This window comes from Pseudomonas rhodesiae, from assembly GCF_013285305.1.
GTDB lineage: Bacteria > Pseudomonadota > Gammaproteobacteria > Pseudomonadales > Pseudomonadaceae > Aquipseudomonas > Aquipseudomonas rhodesiae.
Map to the genome: position 1 here is coordinate 4,840,331 of NZ_CP054205.1, position 18,848 is coordinate 4,859,178.

Genomic DNA, 18,848 nt, shown 5'->3' on the forward strand with positions numbered 1-18,848 from the left:
CCTGAAGGCAGATGCAGGGACGGGAAGGAACACCGATCTGGAAACACGGGCCGGGACCGTCCCCTTTGCTAACCGGCAAAGCCTACCACAGTTGGGCCGCAGGGCAGCCCGTGGCGGAATAAATTGGCGGTTTTCAGCCGCGCGGATGGTGCTTGGCGTGCATATCCTGCAAGCGCGCACGCGCCACATGGGTGTAGATCTGGGTTGTGGATAAATCGCTGTGGCCGAGCAGCATCTGCACCACGCGCAAATCCGCACCATGATTGAGCAAATGCGTGGCGAAAGCATGGCGCAGCGTGTGGGGCGACAACGCCTTGCCGATCCCGGCGACCTTGGCCTGGTGCTTGATGCGGTGCCAGAACGTCTGACGGGTCATCTGCTCGCCACGCTGACTGGGGAACAGCACATCACTGGGCCGCCCGCCGAGCAGTTCACTGCGCGCGTCACGCATGTAGCGCTCGACCCACACAATCGCCTCCTCTCCCATCGGCACCAACCGCTCCTTGCTGCCCTTGCCCATCACCCGCAACACGCCCTGGCGCAAGTTGACCTGCTCCAAGGTCAGACTGATCAGCTCGGTCACCCGCAGACCGCAGGCGTACAGCACCTCCAGCATCGCGCGGTCGCGCTGACCGATGGCTTCGCTCAGATCAGGAGCATTGAGCAAGGCCTCCACGTCGGCTTCCGACAGGGATTTAGGCAGTGGCCTACCCAACTGCGGCATATCGATTTGCAAGGTCGGGTCGAGAGCGATGAGTTTTTCCCGCAGCAGATAGCGATAGAAACCTCGCACGCCCGAGAGAAATCGCGCCGTGGAACGCGGCTTGTAGTTCTGCTCCAAGCGCCAGGCCAAATGATCAAGGATCAATTCACGCCCGGCGTTGATCAGTTCGAGGTTCTTTTCCTGCAGCCAGCCATTGAACAGAGCCAGGTCGCTGCGGTAAGCCTGACGAGTGTTATCCGACAGGCCTTTTTCCAACCAAAGGGCGTCGAGGAAACGGTCGATCAGAGGGTGGTCAATGGCAGGCATGGGGGCTCGAACAGGAAAATAGATAGAAAAGAGATCCTAGCGCGGACCTTAAATCGCAGGCACAAAAAAGCAGCCCGTAGGCTGCTTTTTTCTGCATCGGAAGCTGGACTTAAGCCAGTTTTTCCTTGATGCGAGCTGCTTTACCGGACAGGTCACGCAGGTAGTACAGCTTGGCTTTACGTACGTCACCGCGACGCTTAACGGCCATGCTGTCGATCTGCGGGCTGTAGGTCTGGAAAGTACGCTCTACGCCAACACCGTTGGAGATTTTACGAACAGTGAAAGCACTGTTCACACCACGGTTACGCTTGGCGATTACCACGCCTTCGAACGCTTGCAGACGCGAACGGTCGCCTTCCTTCACTTTCACCTGAACGACAATGGTGTCGCCCGGGGCAAAGGTAGGGATCTCTTTGGTCATCTGCTCTGCTTCGAGTGCAAGGATGATTTTGTTAGTCATGCTGTGCTCCTAAGGTAAGTCAATGGACCTACCATCGATACGTTGTTAACTATCGTCCCGCGCGAGGATGTATTCCTCGAGCAGCTTCTTCTCTTCTCCAGAAAGCGAGCGGCTTTCCAGAAGATCGGCGCGTCGTTCATAGGTCCGACCAAGGGACTGCTGTAAACGCCAACGCCGGATGTGTGCGTGATTGCCACTTAGCAATACGTCGGGAACACGCTGATCCGCATACACCTCCGGTCGGGTGTAGTGCGGGCAATCCAGCAGACCATCCGTGAAGGAGTCTTCCTCCGCGGAATCCGCATGCCCTAAAGCTCCAGGCAGCAGTCGTGTAACCGCATCTATCAGGACCATCGCTGGCAGCTCGCCGCCAGACAGAACATAGTCCCCAATCGACCACTCTTCATCGACATGAGCTTCAATAAACCGCTCGTCAATGCCTTCATAGCGACCGGCAATCAGGATCAGTGCTTCCTCATTCGCCAGTTCGCGTACCGCCGCCTGTTTCAGCTGACGGCCTTGAGGGGACAGGTAAATTACCTTCGCCTTCTCCCCGGCAGCTGCCTTGGCCTGAACCAACGCGTCTTCCAGGGGCTTGATCTTCATCACCATGCCCGGGCCACCGCCAAATGGGCGATCGTCCACAGTGTGATGTCGATCCGTCGTGTAGTCTCGCGGGTTCCAACAGGTAAGCTGCAACAGCCCCTGTTTCACCGCCCGACTGGTGATGCCGTACTCGCTGATGGCGGAAAACATCTCGGGAAACAAACTGATCACTTCAATGCGCAAATTAGCCACGCTTAGAAGTCCGCGTCCCATTCCACCTTCATCTCGCCCGCTGCCAGGTCGACGGCCAACACGCATTGCTCGGTATAGGGCAATAGGCGTTCGCGATCATCCAGGCTGCCAGCGCAAGGCTTGACCACCATTACATCATTGGCGCCGGTTTCCAGAAGATGATCGATTTTCCCGAGCAATTGCCCCAGTTGATCAATAACCTTCAGACCTTCCAGCTGGTACCAGTAGTACTCGCCTTCGGTCAATTCAGGGAACAGGTTGCGCGGCACGCAGATCTCATAACCGGCCAGAAGACGGGCTTCTTCACGATCATCAAGACCCTTGAGCTTTGCGACCAGGAACTTATCGCTCCCGCGTCCACTGACCAGCTCGACCTGTTTCACACTACCTTCGCGCTTGAGCGTCCAGGTCTTGTACTGCAACAGGTTTTCAGTCGGATCAGTAAAGGAATACACCTTCACTTCGCCGCGAACGCCATGAACAGAATAAATCTTGCCGATAACGATCAAATCATCAGCAACCGCTGGCGTCGCGCTCATATTGCTCAGGCTGCGGCCTTAGCCGAGTCCTTCAACAACTTGGCAACACGCTCAGAAGGCTGTGCACCAACGCTCAGCCAGTAGGCTACGCGCTCTTGGTTCACGGACAGGCGGACTTCTTGACCACGAGCGATCGGGTTGAAGAAGCCAACTTGTTCCTTGTGAGAGCCGTCACGTGGGTTGCGGCTGTCAGTTACGGTCAAGTGGTAAAACGGGCGCTTTTTGGAGCCGCCAAGGGCAAGACGGATTGTTAGCATGTGAACATCGTTCCTGTAGTCGGTGCTGCAAATCTAAATGCACAGCGGGCATAGGTGCCCGAAAGGCCGCATATTCTAAGGAATATCCGGACTTTTGCAAATGTCTTTTTCTGGCGCCTATGGGCGTACCACTCAGATCTGCTGGAGAGCCGTCGGTTAAAACAGCGAGTCAGCACCCGCCAACGGCGGGTTTGCTGGAGATCCCACATCCCTGTGGGGCGGAGCAAGAGCGAGCCCTTGCTCGAATTCTTTACATTTTCGGCATGCCGCCGCCGGGCAACATACCGCCCATGCCGCGCATCATCTTGGCCATGCCGCCTTTGGCGGAGAATTTCTTCATCATCTTCTGCATCTGCTTGTGCTGCTTGATCAAGCGGCCGATGTCCTGCACCTGAGTGCCGGAACCCATGGCGATCCGACGCTTGCGCGAACCGCTGATCAGCTCAGGGTCGCGGCGCTCGGCCGGGGTCATGGAGTTGATGATGGCTTCCATCTGCTTGAACTGCTTCTCTGCCGCGCCCTGGGCGTTGCCCATCTGCGCCAGGTTCACGCCACCGATGTTTGGCAGCTTGTCCATCAGGCCGCCGAGGCCGCCCATGTTCTTCATTTGTTGCAGCTGGTCGCGGAAGTCTTCGAGATCGAAGCCCTTGCCCTTCTTCAGTTTCTTGGCGAGCTTGTCGGCCTTGTCCTTGTCGAGGGTGGCTTCGGCCTGCTCGATCAGGCTGAGCACGTCGCCCATGCCGAGGATGCGCGAGGCGATACGCTCAGGGTGGAACGGTTCGAGCGCTTCGCTCTTCTCGCCCATACCGATGAACTTGATCGGCTTGCCGGTAATCGAGCGCACCGACAAAGCGGCACCGCCACGGGCATCGCCGTCGACCTTGGTGAGGATCACGCCCGTCAGTGGCAGCGCGTCGCCGAAGGCCTTGGCGGTGTTCGCCGCGTCCTGGCCGGTCATGGCGTCAACCACGAACAGCGTTTCGACCGGGTTGATCGCGGCATGCAGCGCCTTGATCTCGCCCATCATCTCTTCGTCGATGTGCAGGCGACCGGCGGTATCGACGATAACCACGTCGATGAACTTCAGCCGGGCTTCTTTAATAGCAGCGTTGGCGATGTCGACCGGCTTCTGGCTCAGGTCGGACGGGAAGAAGGTCACGCCCACTTCGCCGGCAAGCATTTCCAACTGCTTGATGGCCGCCGGACGGTACACGTCGGCCGACACCACCATCACCGATTTTTTCTTGCGCTCTTTAAGGAAGCGCGCCAGCTTGCCGGCGGTGGTGGTCTTACCCGCGCCTTGCAGACCGGCCATCAGCACGACGGCCGGTGGCACGGCGCTGAGGTTGAGGTCTTCGTTGGCAGCGCCCATCAGGCTTTCGAGTTCGGCCTGGACGATTTTCACAAACGCCTGGCCCGGAGTCAGGCTGCGGGACACTTCGGTGCCGACCGCGCGCTCCTTGACCGAGTTGACGAAGTCCTTGACCACAGGCAAGGCGACGTCGGCTTCCAGCAGTGCCATGCGCACTTCGCGCAGGGTGTCTTTAATATTGTCCTCGGTCAGCTTGGCCTTGCCGGTAACGTGGCGCAGCGTCTGCGAGAGACGGTCAGTCAAGTTTTCAAACATGCGCGATCCTTTCAGGCCCTATGGTAGACCGAGGTAATGGCGGCCCAGGCTGTGGTAAATCGCTATTAGAAACAGCGGCCGGCGAGCCTGCGGCGGGGGCAGGTCGCGGATTATAGCGAAGACTGCGCCCATGCACACCCGCTGTCTGGCGCGGGAGTCTTTCGTGGAACGCAGGTGTATGCCAAACTCAGCGCCTTTCGGGCTTGCCTAACAGGATTTATGCTCCCTTTGCCACCCAGTTTGCTACCCAGCCTCGCCGCCGCTCTTTTATATGCCGCTGCGACCCTCTATCAGGGCACCCGCCTGGCCCAATGCGCCAAGGCCGACAAACGCCTGCTGGTCGGCTTGGGCGTCCTCGCCCTGCTGGCACATGCCGCGAGCCTGTTCACCCATTTGATGACGCCGATCGGCCTGGGCCTGGACTTCTTCAGCGCCGCCAGCCTGATCGCCGCCGCGGTGATTGCCCTGACGCTGCTCGCCTGCTCCCGCATTCCCGTAGAAAACCTGCTGGTGCTGCTCTTCCCACTGGGCATGTTGACGGTGCTGCTGGCGCAGTTCGCACCCACCGGTACCGTGCAGGTGATCGACGAAGAACCCGGCATTCTCGCCCACATCCTGCTGTCGATCCTGGCCTACGGCATGTTCACCATTGCCGTGTTCCAGTCCCTGCTCCTGCTGTTGCAGGACCACCAGCTCAAGCACAAACACCCATTGGGCCTGATCAAGAACTTCCCACCGCTGCAAACCATGGAGAGCCTGCTGTTCGGTTTCCTATGGGCCGGTTGGACGTTGCTGTCGCTGTCGCTGATTTCCGGCTGGCTGTTCGTCGAGAACCTGTTCGCCCAGCACCTGGTGCATAAAACCCTGCTGGCCTGCCTGGCGTGGGTGGTGTTCAGCGTGTTGTTGTGGGGCCGTAACCGTCTCGGCTGGCGCGGGCATAAGGCAATCCGCTGGACCCTGGCCGGTTTCTGCCTGCTGATGCTGGCCTATTTCGGCAGCAAGCTGGTTCGCGAATACATCCTGCATATCTGACGGGCAGCGATCATGGACAATTTGCCCCTGGGGCCGATGCTCGCGGTAATCGCCCTGCTGGTGTTATGGGCCGGGCTGTTTACCGCCATAGAAGCCGCCCAGCAACACCTACTTGCCCTGCGCCCCGGCACGCGCCAGGGCGACAAGGCCGCCGCCCGCCTGAATTTCCCGCGTGACAGCCTGATCCTGTGCAATACGCTGTGCCGTGGGGTGGTGGTCATTCTGTGTACGCTGCTGGCGATTTACGCCTGGGCGGAAAACGGTCCGTGGCTGGGCTGGCTGATTTCTTGCGCGGTCCTCCTGGTGCTGGCCGACTACCTGCCCCGGGCCCTGGCTACCCGTCATCCGCAAGCGGTGCTCGGCTTTGGCAATACGTTGCTGGGCGTGCCACTGAAGCTCCTCTATCCCCTGGCCTGGCTGCTCAATGGCATCAGCCTGATGCTATTGCGTCCCTTCGCCCGCAAGACTGGCGCAGTCAAAAAAAGCGACGAGCCGCTGCCCGATCACGATGACGAACCGGAGCAGGCAACCGATAAAAGCCAAGCCCACGGCATGCCCGGCATCCACGCCCTGGACAACATCACGGTCAATGACATCCTGGTGCCGCGCAGTGAAGTCGACGGTATCAACCTGGACGAACCGATCGAAGCGATCATCGAACAACTGCGCACCTCCGAGCGTACGCGCTTGCCGGTGTTCCACAGCGATATCAACCAGGTGCAGGCGGTGTTGAATACGCGGCAGATCCAGCATTTGCTGCCCGACGCCAGCCTGACCAAAGAGGCGTTGCTCGCCGCCTGCCACGACCCCTACTTCGTTCCGGAAAGCACGCCGCTGCAGTTGCAACTGCTGAACTTCCACAAGCAGCAGCGTCGTCTGGGCATGGTGGTGGACGAGTACGGTGAAGTGCTGGGGATTGTCACCCTGGAAGACATCCTCGAAGAAATCGTCGGCGAATTCGAAAGCGAGCAAAACGCGGATAACCCGCACATCCAGGCCCAGCCGGATGGTCGTTACATCATCGACGGCGCCGCTTCGATCCGTGAGCTGAACAAAAGCCTGGGCTGGCACTTACCCAGCGACGGCCCCAAAACCCTCAACGGCCTGGTGACCGAAGCACTGGAGACCATCCCGGATTGCGCGGTGTGCCTGAAGATCGGGCGTTACCGCCTGGAAATCCTCGAGACCGAAGATAACCGCGTGAGCAAGGTGTTGATCTGGCATACCAGCAGAATGCCTGTCGCCGCATAACTTCTGATCAACCAAAACTAAACGTGGGCCCCTTCTCCACAGGTTGATTTGCACCGTGTCAGGCCTTGTTACAATTCCACCCCCCTTCCTATAATCCCTGCGGCTTATCCAAGCTCTGCCAGACCGCGTGCTACCCGCACTCAGCGCGTCCAGGCATCGATTCACCATGTCCGACCGGTGTTCGCTCCCATCCCGAGCCGCCCCGCGTGCAACCCTGATCCATGGGTGTTCGACCAATAATAATCCGCGTCCAAACGCGCAACGACCGTCAGGGATACTGCCATGAGCACCACCTATAACGAGGCCGCGACCGCCGCCCCGAGCAACTCCACCGCACGGGTCGCTACCGCGAGCATCGTCGGCACTGCCATCGAATTCTATGATTTCTATATCTATGCCACCGCTGCGGCACTGGTGATCGGCCCGGTGTTCTTCCCGCAGAGTTCAGGCACCGCGCAGATGCTGGCATCTTTCCTCACTTTCGGTATCGCCTTTATTGCCCGCCCGCTGGGTTCGGCACTGTTCGGCCATTTCGGCGATCGCATCGGCCGCAAGTCCACACTGGTGGCTTCGTTGCTGCTGATGGGCGTGTGTACGACGCTGATCGGCTTGCTCCCCGGCTATGACAGCATTGGAGCCTGGGCGCCGATCCTGTTGTGTGTGCTGCGTTTCGGCCAGGGCCTGGGCCTTGGCGGCGAATGGGGTGGCGCGGCGCTGCTGGCGACTGAGAACGCGCCCAAGGGTAAGCGCGCCTGGTTCGGCATGTTCCCGCAATTGGGCCCTTCCATTGGGTTTCTGGCGGCCAACGGCCTGTTTCTGATCCTGGCCATGAGCCTGAGCGACGAACAGTTCCGCAGCTGGGGCTGGCGCATCCCGTTTATCCTCAGCGCCGCGCTGGTGATGGTAGGCCTGTATGCGCGTCTGAAGCTGCATGAAACGCCGGTGTTCGCCAAGGCCGTGGCCAAGCAAGCGCCAGTGAAAGTGCCGCTGGTGGAGCTGTTCAGCCAGCATTGGTTGCCAGTGCTGCTGGGCGCCGCGTCGATGGTGGTGTGCTATGCGCTGTTCTACATCACCACCGCATTTTCCCTGAGCTACGGTGTTTCCACCCTGGGTTACAGCCGCGAGACGTTCCTCGGCCTGCTGTGCTTCGCCGTGTTGTTCATGGGCCTGGCCACGCCGATTGCCGCCTTGGCCAGCGACCGCTATGGCCGCAAACCCGTGCTGATCGTCGGTGCGATTCTGGCGATTCTGTCCGGTTTCACCATGGAACCACTGCTGACCCATGGTTCCACCTGGACCGTGGCCTTGTTCCTGGCATTGGAGCTGTTTCTGATGGGCGTGACGTTCGCACCGATGGGCGCCTTGCTGCCGGAACTGTTCCCGACCCGCGTGCGTTATACCGGAGCTTCGGCGGCGTATAACCTGGGTGGCATCGTTGGCGCATCGGCCGCGCCGTTTTTCGCGACCAAGCTGGTGGCAATGGGCGGGCTGAGTTATGTGGGCGGGTATGTGTCGGCGGCGGCACTGCTCAGTTTGATTGCGGTGCTGTGCCTGAAGGAGACGCGGGATAACGATTTGAACAGGGTGGGCTGATAGGCCGCTATCGGGGGCAAGCCCCCTCCCACATTTGACTGTATTCACAAATCAAAGTGGGAGGGGGCTTGCCCCCGATGCTTTTAGAGTTCTACAACAACCGCTTTGGAAGCACGGGTAGCCTTGGCCCGAGCCGCTTCAATCGACTCATCCCGCGCCAACGCCACACCCATGCGGCGCTGGCCATTCACTTCTGGCTTACCGAACAGACGCAATGCCGTATCCGGCTCGCTCAAAGCCGCGCCGAGATTGGCGAAAGCGGTCTGGGTCGACTGCCCTTCCACCAGGATCACCGCCGACGCCGATGGTCCGAACTGACGGATCAACGGGATCGGCAGGCCGAGAATGGCGCGTGCGTGCAAGGCGAATTGCGACAGGTCCTGGGAAATCAGGGTCACCAGGCCGGTGTCATGCGGGCGCGGCGATACTTCGCTGAACCACACTTGATCGCCCTTGATGAACAATTCCACGCCGAACAAACCACGTCCGCCCAGAGCCTCGGTCACGGCCTTGGCCACGCGCTCGGATTCGGCCAGGGCAATCGGGCTCATGGCCTGTGGCTGCCAGGATTCCTGGTAGTCGCCTTTTTCCTGACGATGACCAACGGGCGCGCAGAACGTGGTGCCGCCGATATGGCGCACGGTCAGCAAGGTGATTTCGTAGTCGAAATCGATAAAGCCTTCGATGATCACCCGGCCTTTACCGGCACGTCCGCCTTCCTGGGCATAGTCCCAGGCTTTCTGCACGTCATCGGCGCTGCGCAACAGGCTCTGGCCCTTGCCCGACGAACTCATCACCGGCTTGACCACACACGGGAAGCCCAGGTCCTGAACGGCCTTGCTGTAGTCCTCGAAGGTGTCGGCGAAGTGGTACGGCGAGGTCGGCAGGTCCAGTTCCTCGGCGGCCAGGCGACGGATGCCTTCACGGTTCATGGTCAGCGACGTGGCGCGTGCGGTCGGGATCACGGTGAAGCCTTCGGCCTCCAGCTCCACCAAGGTAGCGGTGGCGATGGCTTCGATTTCCGGCACGATGAAGTGCGGTTTTTCCGCTTCGATCACCGCACGCAGGGCGGCGCCGTCAAGCATGTTGATCACATGGCTACGATGGGCCACCTGCATGGCCGGCGCATTGGCGTAACGATCCACGGCAATCACTTCAACGCCCAGGCGTTGCAGTTCGATTACCACTTCCTTGCCCAGTTCACCGCAGCCACACAGCAAAACGCGGGTCGCGGTTGGCGACAATGGAGTTCCGATTCGGGTCATCTCAGGTCCTCAGGGGAGCGGATCATGGGGAGAAAGGCCGGCATTTTACATGAACTGTAAAAATTGGCCTCAGTTGGCGACCGCCCGTTTGCGCACGCGCCAGGCCATGATCAGCCACACCGCAGTGACCCCGGCGAATTTCGACACCAGCGCGGTGCCCACCACCATCGGCGTCAACGCGCCGATCAGGCCGAAGAAGATAAACGTATCGAGGGGGATGCTCAGCGCCGAACTTATCCACAGGCGATCGTGGAGCGGGCGCTTGGTGATGGTGAACACCAGCCAGTCGATGCACTCGGACACCGCGAATGCCGTGGCACTGGCCAGGGCGATGGACGGGTCGGAGGTGATATAGGACAGCACCAGCGCGGCCAGCATGGCGATGATCGCGCCGTGGCCGAAGCGGGTTTGCACCATGTCGCGCAGGATAAACACCAGGCCACCCCAGGCGGACCAGATCACATCCAGGTGCGGGGCGGTGGAGAAGGCAAAGTTGATCAGCACGACGCTGCTGATATAGGCGATCAGGAAGAGCATGGCGGGATGGGCCCTGTGTATAAGGGGCACAGGGTACTTCACATTAAGACAGATGTCGTCTGGGGGCCTTATCGGGGGCAAGCCCCTCCCATACGCTTTCAAATGTGGGAGGGGGCTTGCCCCCGATAGCAATGGTTCAGGCGCCAGATTTGCCAGAAGCCATAAACACCAACCCATTCGCCAAGGCCCGCTCATGGCACAAGCCCAACACTACCCGGCGCTCGGCATTATCCATGCGACTCCAACGCGTGATTTCATCCACGGTGCGCTGGCAGCCGGTACAGATGTCGTCATCATCCAGCGCGCAAATGCTCACGCAGGGCGATGCAACAGGTCGTTCAACTGCACTCATTCTTCCTGCTCAGCCAGGTCACGGGCATAACGCTGCGAATTGTGTACATAGTGCGCAGCACTGGCCTCGAGCATCCTCTTCTGCGCCTCGGTCAATTCACGCACCACTTTGCCCGGCGAACCCATCACCAGCGAGCCATCGGGAATCTCCTTGCCTTCGCCGATCAGCGAGTTGGCGCCAATGATGCAATGCTTGCCAATCTTCGCGCCGTTGAGCACCACCGCATTGATGCCGATCAGGCTGTAATCGCCGACGGTGCAGCCGTGCAACATGGCGTTATGGCCGATGGTCACGCCGGTGCCGAGGGTCAGCGGGTAGCCCATGTCGGTGTGCATCACGCTGCCATCCTGCACGTTGCTGTTCTTGCCGATCAGGATCAGTTCGTTGTCGCCGCGCAATACCGCGTTGAACCAGACGTTGGCGCCCTCCTCCAGTTTGACCTTGCCCACCAGCGTGGCGTTGGGCGCCACCCAGCTGTGTGGGTGGGTCTCGACGCGGGCATCGCCCAGGCGGTATTTCATGGTGTTCCCTCACGGCGTTGCAATTGAATGGATGGCTTATTTATGGATAAAGCTCTTGGGCGGCTGGTGCAGGCTGATCTGCGCGTCGTCATAGAGCAGATTGATCAGCTCGACAATCATGATCGCCGTCAGCCCCCAAATCTTGTATTCACCGAAACGGTAGCTGGGCACGTACCAACTGCGGCCCTGGTAATCGATTCGGTGGGTATGCTCCCGCGGGTCCTGTCGGAAAAAATCCAACGGGACGCTGAAGACCGCGGCAATCTCGGCATCGTTGGCCAGGTACTCCACGTAATCGGGAATCACACCTACGTAGGGGGTGACGCGGATACCGTGCAAGGAGATCAGCGGACTGAGTGGCCCGATGACCTCCACCAGGCCCGGCGCCAAGCCGATTTCTTCTTCGGCTTCACGCAGGGCGGTAAAGACCAGGTCCGGGTCTTCCGGGTCGCGACGCCCGCCGGGAAAGGCCACTTCGCCACCATGGGTCGACAGGCCGCTGGCGCGCAGGGTCAGGATCAGCTCAGGTTCGTCACTGCGGGTAATCGGCACCAGAACGGCGGCCTCGGGGAAACGTCCGTCGGTCTCCAACGTGTGCGGCGTGTGATTGCTTACCCGGCGAAGTAGCTCGTCCAGCATGAGTCATCTCGATCTGTTGGCTACCTGGCATCATGCACCAAAGCGTGCAGGCGCCCAACCCCAAAACCATGACCGTGTCGCGAAACGACAACTTGCAGGAACGCCTGACCCCAAGCCAAGATGGATGGACTTTCCAGGAACCCCAGCATGAAATTCTGCAGCCAGTGCGGTAAACCGGTGACCCAACGCATTCCCGACGGCGACGCGCGCCTGCGTTATGTGTGCGATCACTGTTCGACCATTCATTATCAGAACCCCAACATCGTCGCCGGCACCGTGCCGGTGTGGGGCGATCAAGTGCTGTTGTGCCGCCGCGCCATCGAGCCGCGCCTGGGTTACTGGACCCTGCCCGCCGGTTTCATGGAGAACGGTGAAACCGTGGAACAGGCCGCCATGCGCGAAACCCTGGAAGAAGCCTGCGCCCGCGTACGTGACTTGAGCCTCTATACCTTGATCAATGTGCCGCATATCAGCCAGGTGCATATTTTCTACCGTGCCGAGCTGATCGACCTGGACTTCGGCGCCGGCGCCGAAAGCCTGGAAGTGAAGCTGTTCGCCGAGGCTGACATCCCTTGGTCCGAGCTGGCTTTCCGCACCGTCGGGCGTACCTTAGAATGCTTCTTCGCTGACCGCCGCCAGCACGCCTACCCGGTGCGCAGCGAGTCGGTGCCGCCACTTGCCAAACCCGCCCAATAACAACGGCAGACGGCCTTCAAAGGGAAATCGTTTCAATGCGTTGGTTGCTTGCTCTGTTCTGCCTGTCGTTCACCCTATTGTCATCAGCCTCCACCCTGCAAACCGCGAGCGGTAAAACGGTCGAGAAGGTGCTGGTGCTCAAGTCCGCTCATCAATTGCAGTTGATCAATGACGGCAAGCCTTTCAAGACTTATCGCATTTCCCTGGGCAAAAACCCCAAAGGCCACAAACTGATCGAAGGCGACCGCCGTACGCCCGAAGGGCTGTACTGGATCGACTGGCGCAAGACCAGCGAGCGCTTCAACCTGGCCATGCACATTTCCTACCCCAATATCAGCGATGCCGCACGCGCGCGCCGCGAGGGCGTGAACCCGGGCAGCATGATCATGATCCACGGCACCCCCGACACCGAGGACTACCCAGAGCAGTGGTTTCATACCCTGGACTGGACCGACGGCTGCATCGGCATGCGCAACGTCGACATGCGCGAAGTCTGGAACCTGGTCAAAGACGGCACCCTGATCGAGATCCGGCCGTAACCGTCGACCGCTCGTAAAATAATTCAAAAACTTCTATCGCCCCTGGCGAGGCCTACCGGTGAATACCAGTTCACCGCGCGGGCCTGTGCATTTCTGCGCGCCACAAAGACCTCTCTAATACCACTTACCAAACAGCACCAATATCGCGCCCTAAATCATGGATTCGCACCGTTTTGGCAGCATTGACATGGTATTTAAGTGGTATTAGCTTGCGCCCCATACCGAGTGCCAGAACACCAATAACCGCATCGGACACCTCACAAATGAACCACATCCTCACCCTGCGCCCCGACGATAAACAATCCACGCCGCTGTACCTGCAATTGGCGCGCAATCTGGAGGCCGCCATTCATGCCGGTCGATGGACGTCCGAACAAGCCCTGCCGTCGGAGCGAACACTCAGCGAGCAGTTGAGCATTTCGCGGGTTACCGCGCGCAAGGCGCTGGAAGTGTTGCTCAGCCAGGGCCTGATCCGCCGCAGCCAGGGCTCCGGGACTTTTATCACGCCGCGCCTGGAGCAGCCGTTGTCGCGCCTGTCGGGGTTCAGCGAGATGTTGCGCCTCAAGGGGTTCGTGCCCAGCTCACAGTGGCTGGAGCGCGAGATCACCCCGCCGACCCATGAAGAACTGATCCGCCTGGGCCTGTCGCCCACCGACAAAGTCGCGCGGCTCAAGCGCCTGCGTAAGGCCGATGACACGGTGATGGCGATCGAGATGACCACCCTGCCCGCCAGCGTACTGCCGCAGCCGCAGTCCGTCGGCAACTCGCTGTACGAATACCTGGACGGCGTCAACAAACCCATCATGCGCGCGCTGCAGCATATTCAGGCGATCAACGCCTCGGACGAGTTCGCCACCCTGGTGGGCATCGCCCCCGGCACCGCCATGCTGCTGATGACCCGGGTCGGCTACACCGCCGACAACACACCGATCGAAATCACCGACACCTACTGTCGCAACGACTACTACGACTTCGTCGCCGAACTTCGACGTTAAAACGCCCTGCGGCGCTGACGTTGCGACCCCTTGCGAGACACAGAGAACTGCCCATGTCCGAAGACAATATCCTTACGCCCCAAGGCTGGGTGCGCGGCCGCCTGGTGCACGAGCACGGCAAGGTCATCGCCGTCCACGGCCAGCCGTGCGACCCGGCCGACAACGACCTGCCCTACCTGCTGCCCGGTTTTATCGACCTGCATGTACACGGCGGTGGCGGCAAGGACATCATGGAAGGCGCCACGGCCTTCGAGACCATCACCCGCACCCATGTGCGCTTCGGCACCACCTCGCTGCTGGCCACCACCATGACCGCACCGGTGGATGAAATCTCCAGTGTCCTCGGCCAGCTCGGCGCGTTCTGCGAGCAACGCCCCGTTGGCTGCGCCCGGGTACTTGGGGTGCATCTGGAAGGGCCCTACATCAATCCGGGAAAACTCGGCGCCCAACCCAACTTCGCCCACACCGCGCTGATGGCCGAAGTGGAAGCCTATCTGCGACAGGCGCCGATCCGGGTGATCACCATTGCTCCGGAAATCGCCGGCCATGACGGCCTGATCCGCGCCCTCAGCCAACGCGGCGTGCGCATGCAGATCGGTCACACCCTGGGCAGCTATGAAGAGGGCGTTGCGGCCCTGGCCGCTGGCGCTACCAGCTTCACCCATTTGTACAACGCCATGAGCCCCCTGCATCACCGCGAACCCGGCATTGTCGGCGCCGCGCTGGCCCATGCCACCTACGCCGAATTGATCCCGGATTTGCTGCACGTACACCCCGGCGCCATCCGCGTGGCGTTGCGGTCGATCCCGTGCCTGTACTGCGTCACCGACTCCACCGCCGCCGCCGGCATGCCCGACGGTGAGTACAAGCTGGGCAGCCACACCGTGACCAAATGCCTGGGCGGCGTGCGTCTGGCCGACGGCACCCTGGCCGGCAGCACCCTGACCATGGATCAGGCGCTGCGTAACCTGGTGAAGATCGGCCTGCCGCTTCACGAAGCCTCGCAGCGCCTGTCGCAATTCCCCGCGGATTACCTGGGCCTGGAAGAACGCGGCCGCCTGCAACCCGGCAGCTTTGCCGACTGCGTGCGCCTGGACCGTTCCCTGCACCTCACTGACGTAATGGTCGAAGGAGACACCATTGACTTCAAAAATGCTTGAAGAGGCCCTGGCCTCCGCTGACGCGGTTGCCGCGCAGTTGCAACGTTTGGATCCGTTGCTGGAAGAGATTGCCGGTCGCCTGCGCCGCCAGCCGCCGCAAGTGGCAATGACCATCGCCCGCGGCAGCTCCGACCATGCCGCCAGTTACTTCGCCTACTTGGCCATGCAGCATGTGGGGGTGCCGGTGGCTTCGTTGCCGATGTCGGTGGTCACGTTGTTGCAAGCGCCGTTGAAGGTCAGTGGCCAGGTGACGTTCGGGTTTTCCCAATCGGGCCAGAGCCCGGATCTGGTCAACAGCCTGCGCCTGCTGCGCAAGCGTGGCGCCTTGAGCATCTCGTTGGTCAATGCCGAAGATTCGCCCCTGGAAGCCGCGTGCGAATTCCACGTACCGCTGTGCGCCGGGCCGGAACTGAGTGTCGCCGCCACCAAGAGTTTTATCGCCACGCTTAGCGCCACGGCGCAGTTGATCGGCCACTGGAACCAGGAAGCCGAGCTGCTGCGCGCCTGCCGCGCGTTGCCCGATGAATTGCGCGCCGCCGCCAAGCAGGATTGGACCCCCGCCATCGACGCCCTGCGCGACAGCCAACGCCTGATGGTGATCGGTCGTGGCGCCGGTTTCGCCATTGCCCAGGAAGCCGCGCTCAAGCTCAAGGAAACCTCGGCGATCCAGGCCGAAGCCTTCAGCAGCGCCGAAGTACGTCACGGCCCGATGGCCTTGATCGATGACAACTACCCGCTGTTGGTGTTCGCCCCGCGCGGCGCCGAGCAGGCTGGTCTGCTGAGCTTGGCCGCCGACATGCGCCAACGCGGCGCCCGCGTGCTGCTGGCCGCGCCGGACGATATCGCCGAACGCGATCTGACCCTGAGCCGCGCCGAACACCCGAGCCTGGACCCGATCCTGGCGATCCAGAGTTTCTACGTGATGGCGGCCGGCCTGGCCGTGGCGCGAGGCATGGACCCGGACCAGCCGCGCCACCTGAGCAAAGTCACCCGCACCCACTGAGTCGCTTGCCGTGTTTTCCTGATGAGTACCGTGCCCATGTCCAATAACAACAATGACCTGACCCTCAGCGCCCCTTTAAGCGGGCCGGTGCTGGCCCTGGGCAATGTGCCCGACGAGGTATTCGCCAGCGGTGCCATGGGCGACGGCCTGGCCATCGATCCGTTGAACGATTGCCTGCACGCGCCGTGCGACGGCGAGATCATCCAAGTAGCCCGCACCGGCCATGCGCTGACGATCCGCGCCGACAACGGCGCCGAACTGCTGATGCACGTGGGCATCGACACGGTGGCGCTCAACGGCCAGGGCTTTGCCCTGCGCGTGGAACAGGGCGCGCGGGTCAGCCGGGGCCAGGTGTTGCTGCAGTTCGACCTGGACCGCGTCGCACGCCACTGCAAAAGCCTGATCAGCCTGATCATCCTCACCAATGGCGAGCACTTCCAATTGCGTCCGCTGGGGATTGATTCGGTCAAGGTCGGCGAGCCGTTGATGCAGATTACGGCGCACGCGACCGCTTCGGTGCACACGGCTGTGGACAACAGCGACGCTGAAGCCAGCGCCCAGGTGCGCGTCACGCATCGGGGCGGTTTGCATGCGCGCCCGGCGGCGCTGATCCGCAAGGCGGCGCAGGGGTTCAGCAGCCAGTCACGCCTGCATTTCGCCGGTCACTCGGCGGCGTGCGACAGCTTGATGGGCGTGATGGGGCTGGGCGTGGGAGAAGGCGACGAGGTGCGCGTGACATGTCGCGGCAAGGATTGCGAAGCCGCACTGCAAGGGTTGGTGGCGGCGCTGTCCCAGCCCATCGGCGATGCCCCTCACGCGCCGGCCGCCGCCGCGCCCGTGCGGGCCACTGCCGAGGCCGGCGTGCTGCAAGGCGTGTGCGCGGCGCCCGGGCTGGTGTGCGGGCCGCTGTTGCGCATGGCCGGTGTGGAGCTGGCGCCCGATCCCGGCAATCATCAAGCCGATGAACAACTGCAGCGCCTGGACGCGGCGCTGGAACAAGTGCGCGGAGAAATCCGCACCACCCTGGCACAGGCCCGCCACCGTAAAGCCGTGGAGGAAGAAGATATCTTCGCCGCCCATTTGGCCTTGCTGGAAGACCCCGCGTTGCTGGACGCCGCCAACGCCGCCATCGAACGCGGCAGCGCGGCCACCCACGCCTGGCGCGATGCGATCCAAGCCCAGTGCCAGGTGTTGCTGGGCTTGGGCAAGCCGCTGTTCGCCGAACGCGCCAATGACCTGCGCGACCTGCAGCAACGGGTGCTACGTGCATTGCTCGGCGAAGCCTGGCAGTTCGAACTGCCCGCCGGGGCCATCGTCAGCGCCCATGAACTGACCCCATCGGACCTGCTGCAATTGAGTGCACAACACGCGGTGGGCCTCTGCATGGCCGAAGGCGGCGCCACCTCCCATGTGGCGATCCTCGCCCGAGGCAAAGGGCTGCCCTGTGTGGTCGCCCTCGGCGCCGAAGTGCTCGACGTGCCCCAAGGCCAACGGGTGGTGCTCGACGCGGCCAATGGGCGCCTCGAATTGGCGCCCAGCGAGGCGCGTCACGCCGAAGTGCATCGGATTCGCGACGCGCAAAAACGCCGGCGCCAGCAGCAACAAACCCAGGCACACCAGCCGGCGCAGACCCGCGACGGGGTGAGCATTGAAGTGGCGGCCAATGTCGCCTCCAGCGCCGAGGCACAGGTAGCGTTCGAGAACGGTGCCGATGGCGTCGGCCTGCTGCGCACCGAATTCCTGTTCGTCGACCGTCGCACCGCGCCGGATGAGCAGGAGCAACGCCAGGCCTATCAAGCGGTGCTGGATGCCATGGGCGAAAAATCGGTGATCATCCGCACCATCGATGTGGGCGGTGACAAACAGCTCGACTATCTGCCGCTGCCGGTAGAAGCCAACCCGGTGCTGGGCTTGCGTGGTATTCGCCTGGCCCAGGTACGGCCCGAATTGCTCGATCAACAACTGCGCGCGCTGTTGCAAGTCACGCCGCTGGGGCGTTGCCGCATCCTGCTGCCGATGGTCAGCGAAGTCGACGAACTGCTGCACATCCGCCAGCGTCTCGACCACCTGTGTATGGAGCTGGAACTGAGCGTGCGTCCGGAACTGGGCGTGATGATCGAAGTGCCTGCCGCCGCGCTATTGGCCGAGCAACTGGCCCGGCATGCGGATTTTCTCTCCATCGGCACCAACGACCTGTCCCAGTACACCCTGGCCATGGACCGCGACCACGCGGGGCTCGCGGCCCGCGTTGATGCCCTGCACCCGGCGCTGTTGCGCCTGATCGCCCAAACCTGCGCCGGCGCGGCCAAGCACGGGCGTTGGGTCGGCGTGTGCGGCGCCCTGGCCTCCGATCCGCTCGCCACCCCGGTACTGGTGGGGCTGGGGGTCAGCGAGCTGTCCGTCAGCCCGCTTCAAATAGCCGAGATCAAAGACCGCGTCCGCCATCTGGAGGCGGCGCACTGCCGGCAACTGAGCCAAGGGCTGCTCGACCTGAGCAGTGCTGCGGCCGTTCGCCAAGCCTGTCAACGCCACTGGCCGCTGAGCTGACAACAAC

At 61.6% G+C, this 18,848-nt stretch carries 20 protein-coding genes; 9 read left to right on the forward strand and 11 right to left on the reverse strand.

All coding sequences use genetic code 11. From position 1 onward, the window contains the following. Positions 1-133: 133 nt before the first annotated feature. The 6 genes from xerD to ffh form a co-directional block, all read right to left on the reverse strand. Positions 134-1,030, reverse strand: a complete 897-nt coding sequence (gene xerD / locus HRH33_RS21915; RefSeq protein ID WP_040269350.1) for a site-specific tyrosine recombinase XerD — start codon at positions 1,028-1,030, stop codon at positions 134-136. A 109-nt stretch (positions 1,031-1,139) separates the two neighbouring features. Beyond that, positions 1,140-1,490, reverse strand: a complete 351-nt coding sequence (gene rplS, locus HRH33_RS21920) for a 50S ribosomal protein L19 (RefSeq protein WP_003175895.1) — start codon at positions 1,488-1,490, stop codon at positions 1,140-1,142. A gap of 45 nt (positions 1,491-1,535) precedes the next feature. Next, on the reverse strand, positions 1,536-2,309 hold the full coding sequence (gene trmD, locus HRH33_RS21925; protein ID WP_024077235.1) for a tRNA (guanosine(37)-N1)-methyltransferase TrmD: 774 nt from the start codon (positions 2,307-2,309) through the stop codon (positions 1,536-1,538). Then, entirely contained in the window at positions 2,291-2,827 is a 537-nt protein-coding gene (rimM, locus tag HRH33_RS21930) for a ribosome maturation factor RimM (protein ID WP_103387582.1), read from the reverse strand. The genes trmD and rimM overlap by 19 nt, the downstream gene beginning before the upstream one ends. A gap of 5 nt (positions 2,828-2,832) precedes the next feature. Then, positions 2,833-3,084 carry a 30S ribosomal protein S16 gene (gene rpsP, locus HRH33_RS21935; protein WP_003238923.1) on the reverse strand — a complete coding sequence of 84 codons (252 nt, stop codon included), beginning with the start codon at positions 3,082-3,084 and terminating at the stop codon, positions 2,833-2,835. A 250-nt stretch (positions 3,085-3,334) separates the two neighbouring features. Then, on the reverse strand, positions 3,335-4,711 hold the full coding sequence (ffh, locus tag HRH33_RS21940) for a signal recognition particle protein (RefSeq protein ID WP_034100336.1): 1,377 nt from the start codon (positions 4,709-4,711) through the stop codon (positions 3,335-3,337). A gap of 219 nt (positions 4,712-4,930) precedes the next feature. On the opposite strand from ffh, the gene HRH33_RS21945 reads away from it, so the two are divergent. From HRH33_RS21945 to HRH33_RS21955, 3 genes are all read left to right on the forward strand, one after another. Further along, a complete protein-coding gene (locus HRH33_RS21945) occupies positions 4,931-5,743 on the forward strand; it encodes a cytochrome C assembly family protein (protein WP_167416641.1) in 813 nt (270 codons plus the stop codon). A gap of 12 nt (positions 5,744-5,755) precedes the next feature. Continuing rightward, positions 5,756-6,994, forward strand: coding sequence for a transporter associated domain-containing protein (locus HRH33_RS21950; protein ID WP_167416640.1), 1,239 nt, complete (start codon positions 5,756-5,758; stop codon positions 6,992-6,994). A 282-nt stretch (positions 6,995-7,276) separates the two neighbouring features. After that, complete coding sequence (locus HRH33_RS21955; protein WP_167416639.1) at positions 7,277-8,587, forward strand: MFS transporter; 1,311 nt, start codon at positions 7,277-7,279, stop codon at positions 8,585-8,587. 83 nt (positions 8,588-8,670) lie between these two features. Here the strand turns inward: HRH33_RS21955 and purT are convergent, their stop codons facing one another. From purT to HRH33_RS21980, 5 genes are all read right to left on the reverse strand, one after another. Then, entirely contained in the window at positions 8,671-9,852 is a 1,182-nt protein-coding gene (gene purT, locus HRH33_RS21960) for a formate-dependent phosphoribosylglycinamide formyltransferase (RefSeq protein WP_017139720.1), read from the reverse strand. 69 nt (positions 9,853-9,921) lie between these two features. Next, entirely contained in the window at positions 9,922-10,389 is a 468-nt protein-coding gene (locus HRH33_RS21965; RefSeq protein WP_034100344.1) for a VUT family protein, read from the reverse strand. A 136-nt stretch (positions 10,390-10,525) separates the two neighbouring features. Further along, entirely contained in the window at positions 10,526-10,741 is a 216-nt protein-coding gene (locus HRH33_RS21970) for a DUF1289 domain-containing protein (RefSeq protein ID WP_034115014.1), read from the reverse strand. Continuing rightward, positions 10,738-11,262 (reverse strand): gamma carbonic anhydrase family protein, encoded by a 525-nt coding sequence (locus HRH33_RS21975; RefSeq protein ID WP_034139191.1) that lies wholly within the window; start codon positions 11,260-11,262, stop codon positions 10,738-10,740. The genes HRH33_RS21970 and HRH33_RS21975 overlap by 4 nt, the downstream gene beginning before the upstream one ends. 36 nt (positions 11,263-11,298) lie before the next feature. Continuing rightward, positions 11,299-11,901, reverse strand: a complete 603-nt coding sequence (locus HRH33_RS21980; protein ID WP_034100348.1) for a CoA pyrophosphatase — start codon at positions 11,899-11,901, stop codon at positions 11,299-11,301. A 147-nt stretch (positions 11,902-12,048) separates the two neighbouring features. Between HRH33_RS21980 and HRH33_RS21985 the strand changes: the two genes are divergently transcribed. The 6 genes from HRH33_RS21985 to ptsP all read left to right on the forward strand — a co-directional run bounded on the left by HRH33_RS21985 (position 12,049) and on the right by ptsP (position 18,841). Next, entirely contained in the window at positions 12,049-12,597 is a 549-nt protein-coding gene (locus tag HRH33_RS21985; RefSeq protein WP_167416638.1) for an NUDIX hydrolase, read from the forward strand. Between the two features lie 35 nt (positions 12,598-12,632). Continuing rightward, positions 12,633-13,136 carry a L,D-transpeptidase family protein gene (locus HRH33_RS21990; protein WP_034139193.1) on the forward strand — a complete coding sequence of 168 codons (504 nt, stop codon included), beginning with the start codon at positions 12,633-12,635 and terminating at the stop codon, positions 13,134-13,136. Between the two features lie 263 nt (positions 13,137-13,399). After that, positions 13,400-14,131: a GntR family transcriptional regulator gene (locus HRH33_RS21995; protein ID WP_040269357.1), complete on the forward strand. Its 732-nt coding sequence runs from the start codon at positions 13,400-13,402 to the stop codon at positions 14,129-14,131. 53 nt (positions 14,132-14,184) lie between these two features. Next, positions 14,185-15,291, forward strand: a complete 1,107-nt coding sequence (nagA, locus tag HRH33_RS22000) for an N-acetylglucosamine-6-phosphate deacetylase (protein ID WP_123478692.1) — start codon at positions 14,185-14,187, stop codon at positions 15,289-15,291. After that, positions 15,272-16,294, forward strand: a complete 1,023-nt coding sequence (locus HRH33_RS22005; protein ID WP_167416637.1) for an SIS domain-containing protein — start codon at positions 15,272-15,274, stop codon at positions 16,292-16,294. Before nagA ends, HRH33_RS22005 begins: the two co-directional genes overlap by 20 nt. Before the next feature lie 36 nt (positions 16,295-16,330). Next, positions 16,331-18,841 carry a phosphoenolpyruvate--protein phosphotransferase gene (gene ptsP / locus HRH33_RS22010; RefSeq protein WP_173603550.1) on the forward strand — a complete coding sequence of 837 codons (2,511 nt, stop codon included), beginning with the start codon at positions 16,331-16,333 and terminating at the stop codon, positions 18,839-18,841. The last annotated feature ends 7 nt before the right edge of the window (positions 18,842-18,848 follow it).

Bases quoted from the DNA above. Each gene is read 5' to 3' on its own strand.
- xerD (WP_040269350.1), bottom strand. From the start codon at position 1,030: ATGCCTGCCATTGACCACCCTCTGATCGACCGTTTCCTCGACGCCCTT.
- rplS (WP_003175895.1), bottom strand. From the start codon at position 1,490: ATGACTAACAAAATCATCCTTGCACTCGAAGCAGAGCAGATGACCAAA.
- trmD (WP_024077235.1), bottom strand. From the start codon at position 2,309: ATGGGACGCGGACTTCTAAGCGTGGCTAATTTGCGCATTGAAGTGATC.
- rimM (WP_103387582.1), bottom strand. From the start codon at position 2,827: ATGAGCGCGACGCCAGCGGTTGCTGATGATTTGATCGTTATCGGCAAG.
- rpsP (WP_003238923.1), bottom strand. From the start codon at position 3,084: ATGCTAACAATCCGTCTTGCCCTTGGCGGCTCCAAAAAGCGCCCGTTT.
- ffh (WP_034100336.1), bottom strand. From the start codon at position 4,711: ATGTTTGAAAACTTGACTGACCGTCTCTCGCAGACGCTGCGCCACGTT.
- HRH33_RS21945 (WP_167416641.1), top strand. From the start codon at position 4,931: ATGCTCCCTTTGCCACCCAGTTTGCTACCCAGCCTCGCCGCCGCTCTT.
- HRH33_RS21950 (WP_167416640.1), top strand. From the start codon at position 5,756: ATGGACAATTTGCCCCTGGGGCCGATGCTCGCGGTAATCGCCCTGCTG.
- HRH33_RS21955 (WP_167416639.1), top strand. From the start codon at position 7,277: ATGAGCACCACCTATAACGAGGCCGCGACCGCCGCCCCGAGCAACTCC.
- purT (WP_017139720.1), bottom strand. From the start codon at position 9,852: ATGACCCGAATCGGAACTCCATTGTCGCCAACCGCGACCCGCGTTTTG.
- HRH33_RS21965 (WP_034100344.1), bottom strand. From the start codon at position 10,389: ATGCTCTTCCTGATCGCCTATATCAGCAGCGTCGTGCTGATCAACTTT.
- HRH33_RS21970 (WP_034115014.1), bottom strand. From the start codon at position 10,741: ATGAGTGCAGTTGAACGACCTGTTGCATCGCCCTGCGTGAGCATTTGC.
- HRH33_RS21975 (WP_034139191.1), bottom strand. From the start codon at position 11,262: ATGAAATACCGCCTGGGCGATGCCCGCGTCGAGACCCACCCACACAGC.
- HRH33_RS21980 (WP_034100348.1), bottom strand. From the start codon at position 11,901: ATGCTGGACGAGCTACTTCGCCGGGTAAGCAATCACACGCCGCACACG.
- HRH33_RS21985 (WP_167416638.1), top strand. From the start codon at position 12,049: ATGAAATTCTGCAGCCAGTGCGGTAAACCGGTGACCCAACGCATTCCC.
- HRH33_RS21990 (WP_034139193.1), top strand. From the start codon at position 12,633: ATGCGTTGGTTGCTTGCTCTGTTCTGCCTGTCGTTCACCCTATTGTCA.
- HRH33_RS21995 (WP_040269357.1), top strand. From the start codon at position 13,400: ATGAACCACATCCTCACCCTGCGCCCCGACGATAAACAATCCACGCCG.
- nagA (WP_123478692.1), top strand. From the start codon at position 14,185: ATGTCCGAAGACAATATCCTTACGCCCCAAGGCTGGGTGCGCGGCCGC.
- ptsP (WP_173603550.1), top strand. From the start codon at position 16,331: ATGTCCAATAACAACAATGACCTGACCCTCAGCGCCCCTTTAAGCGGG.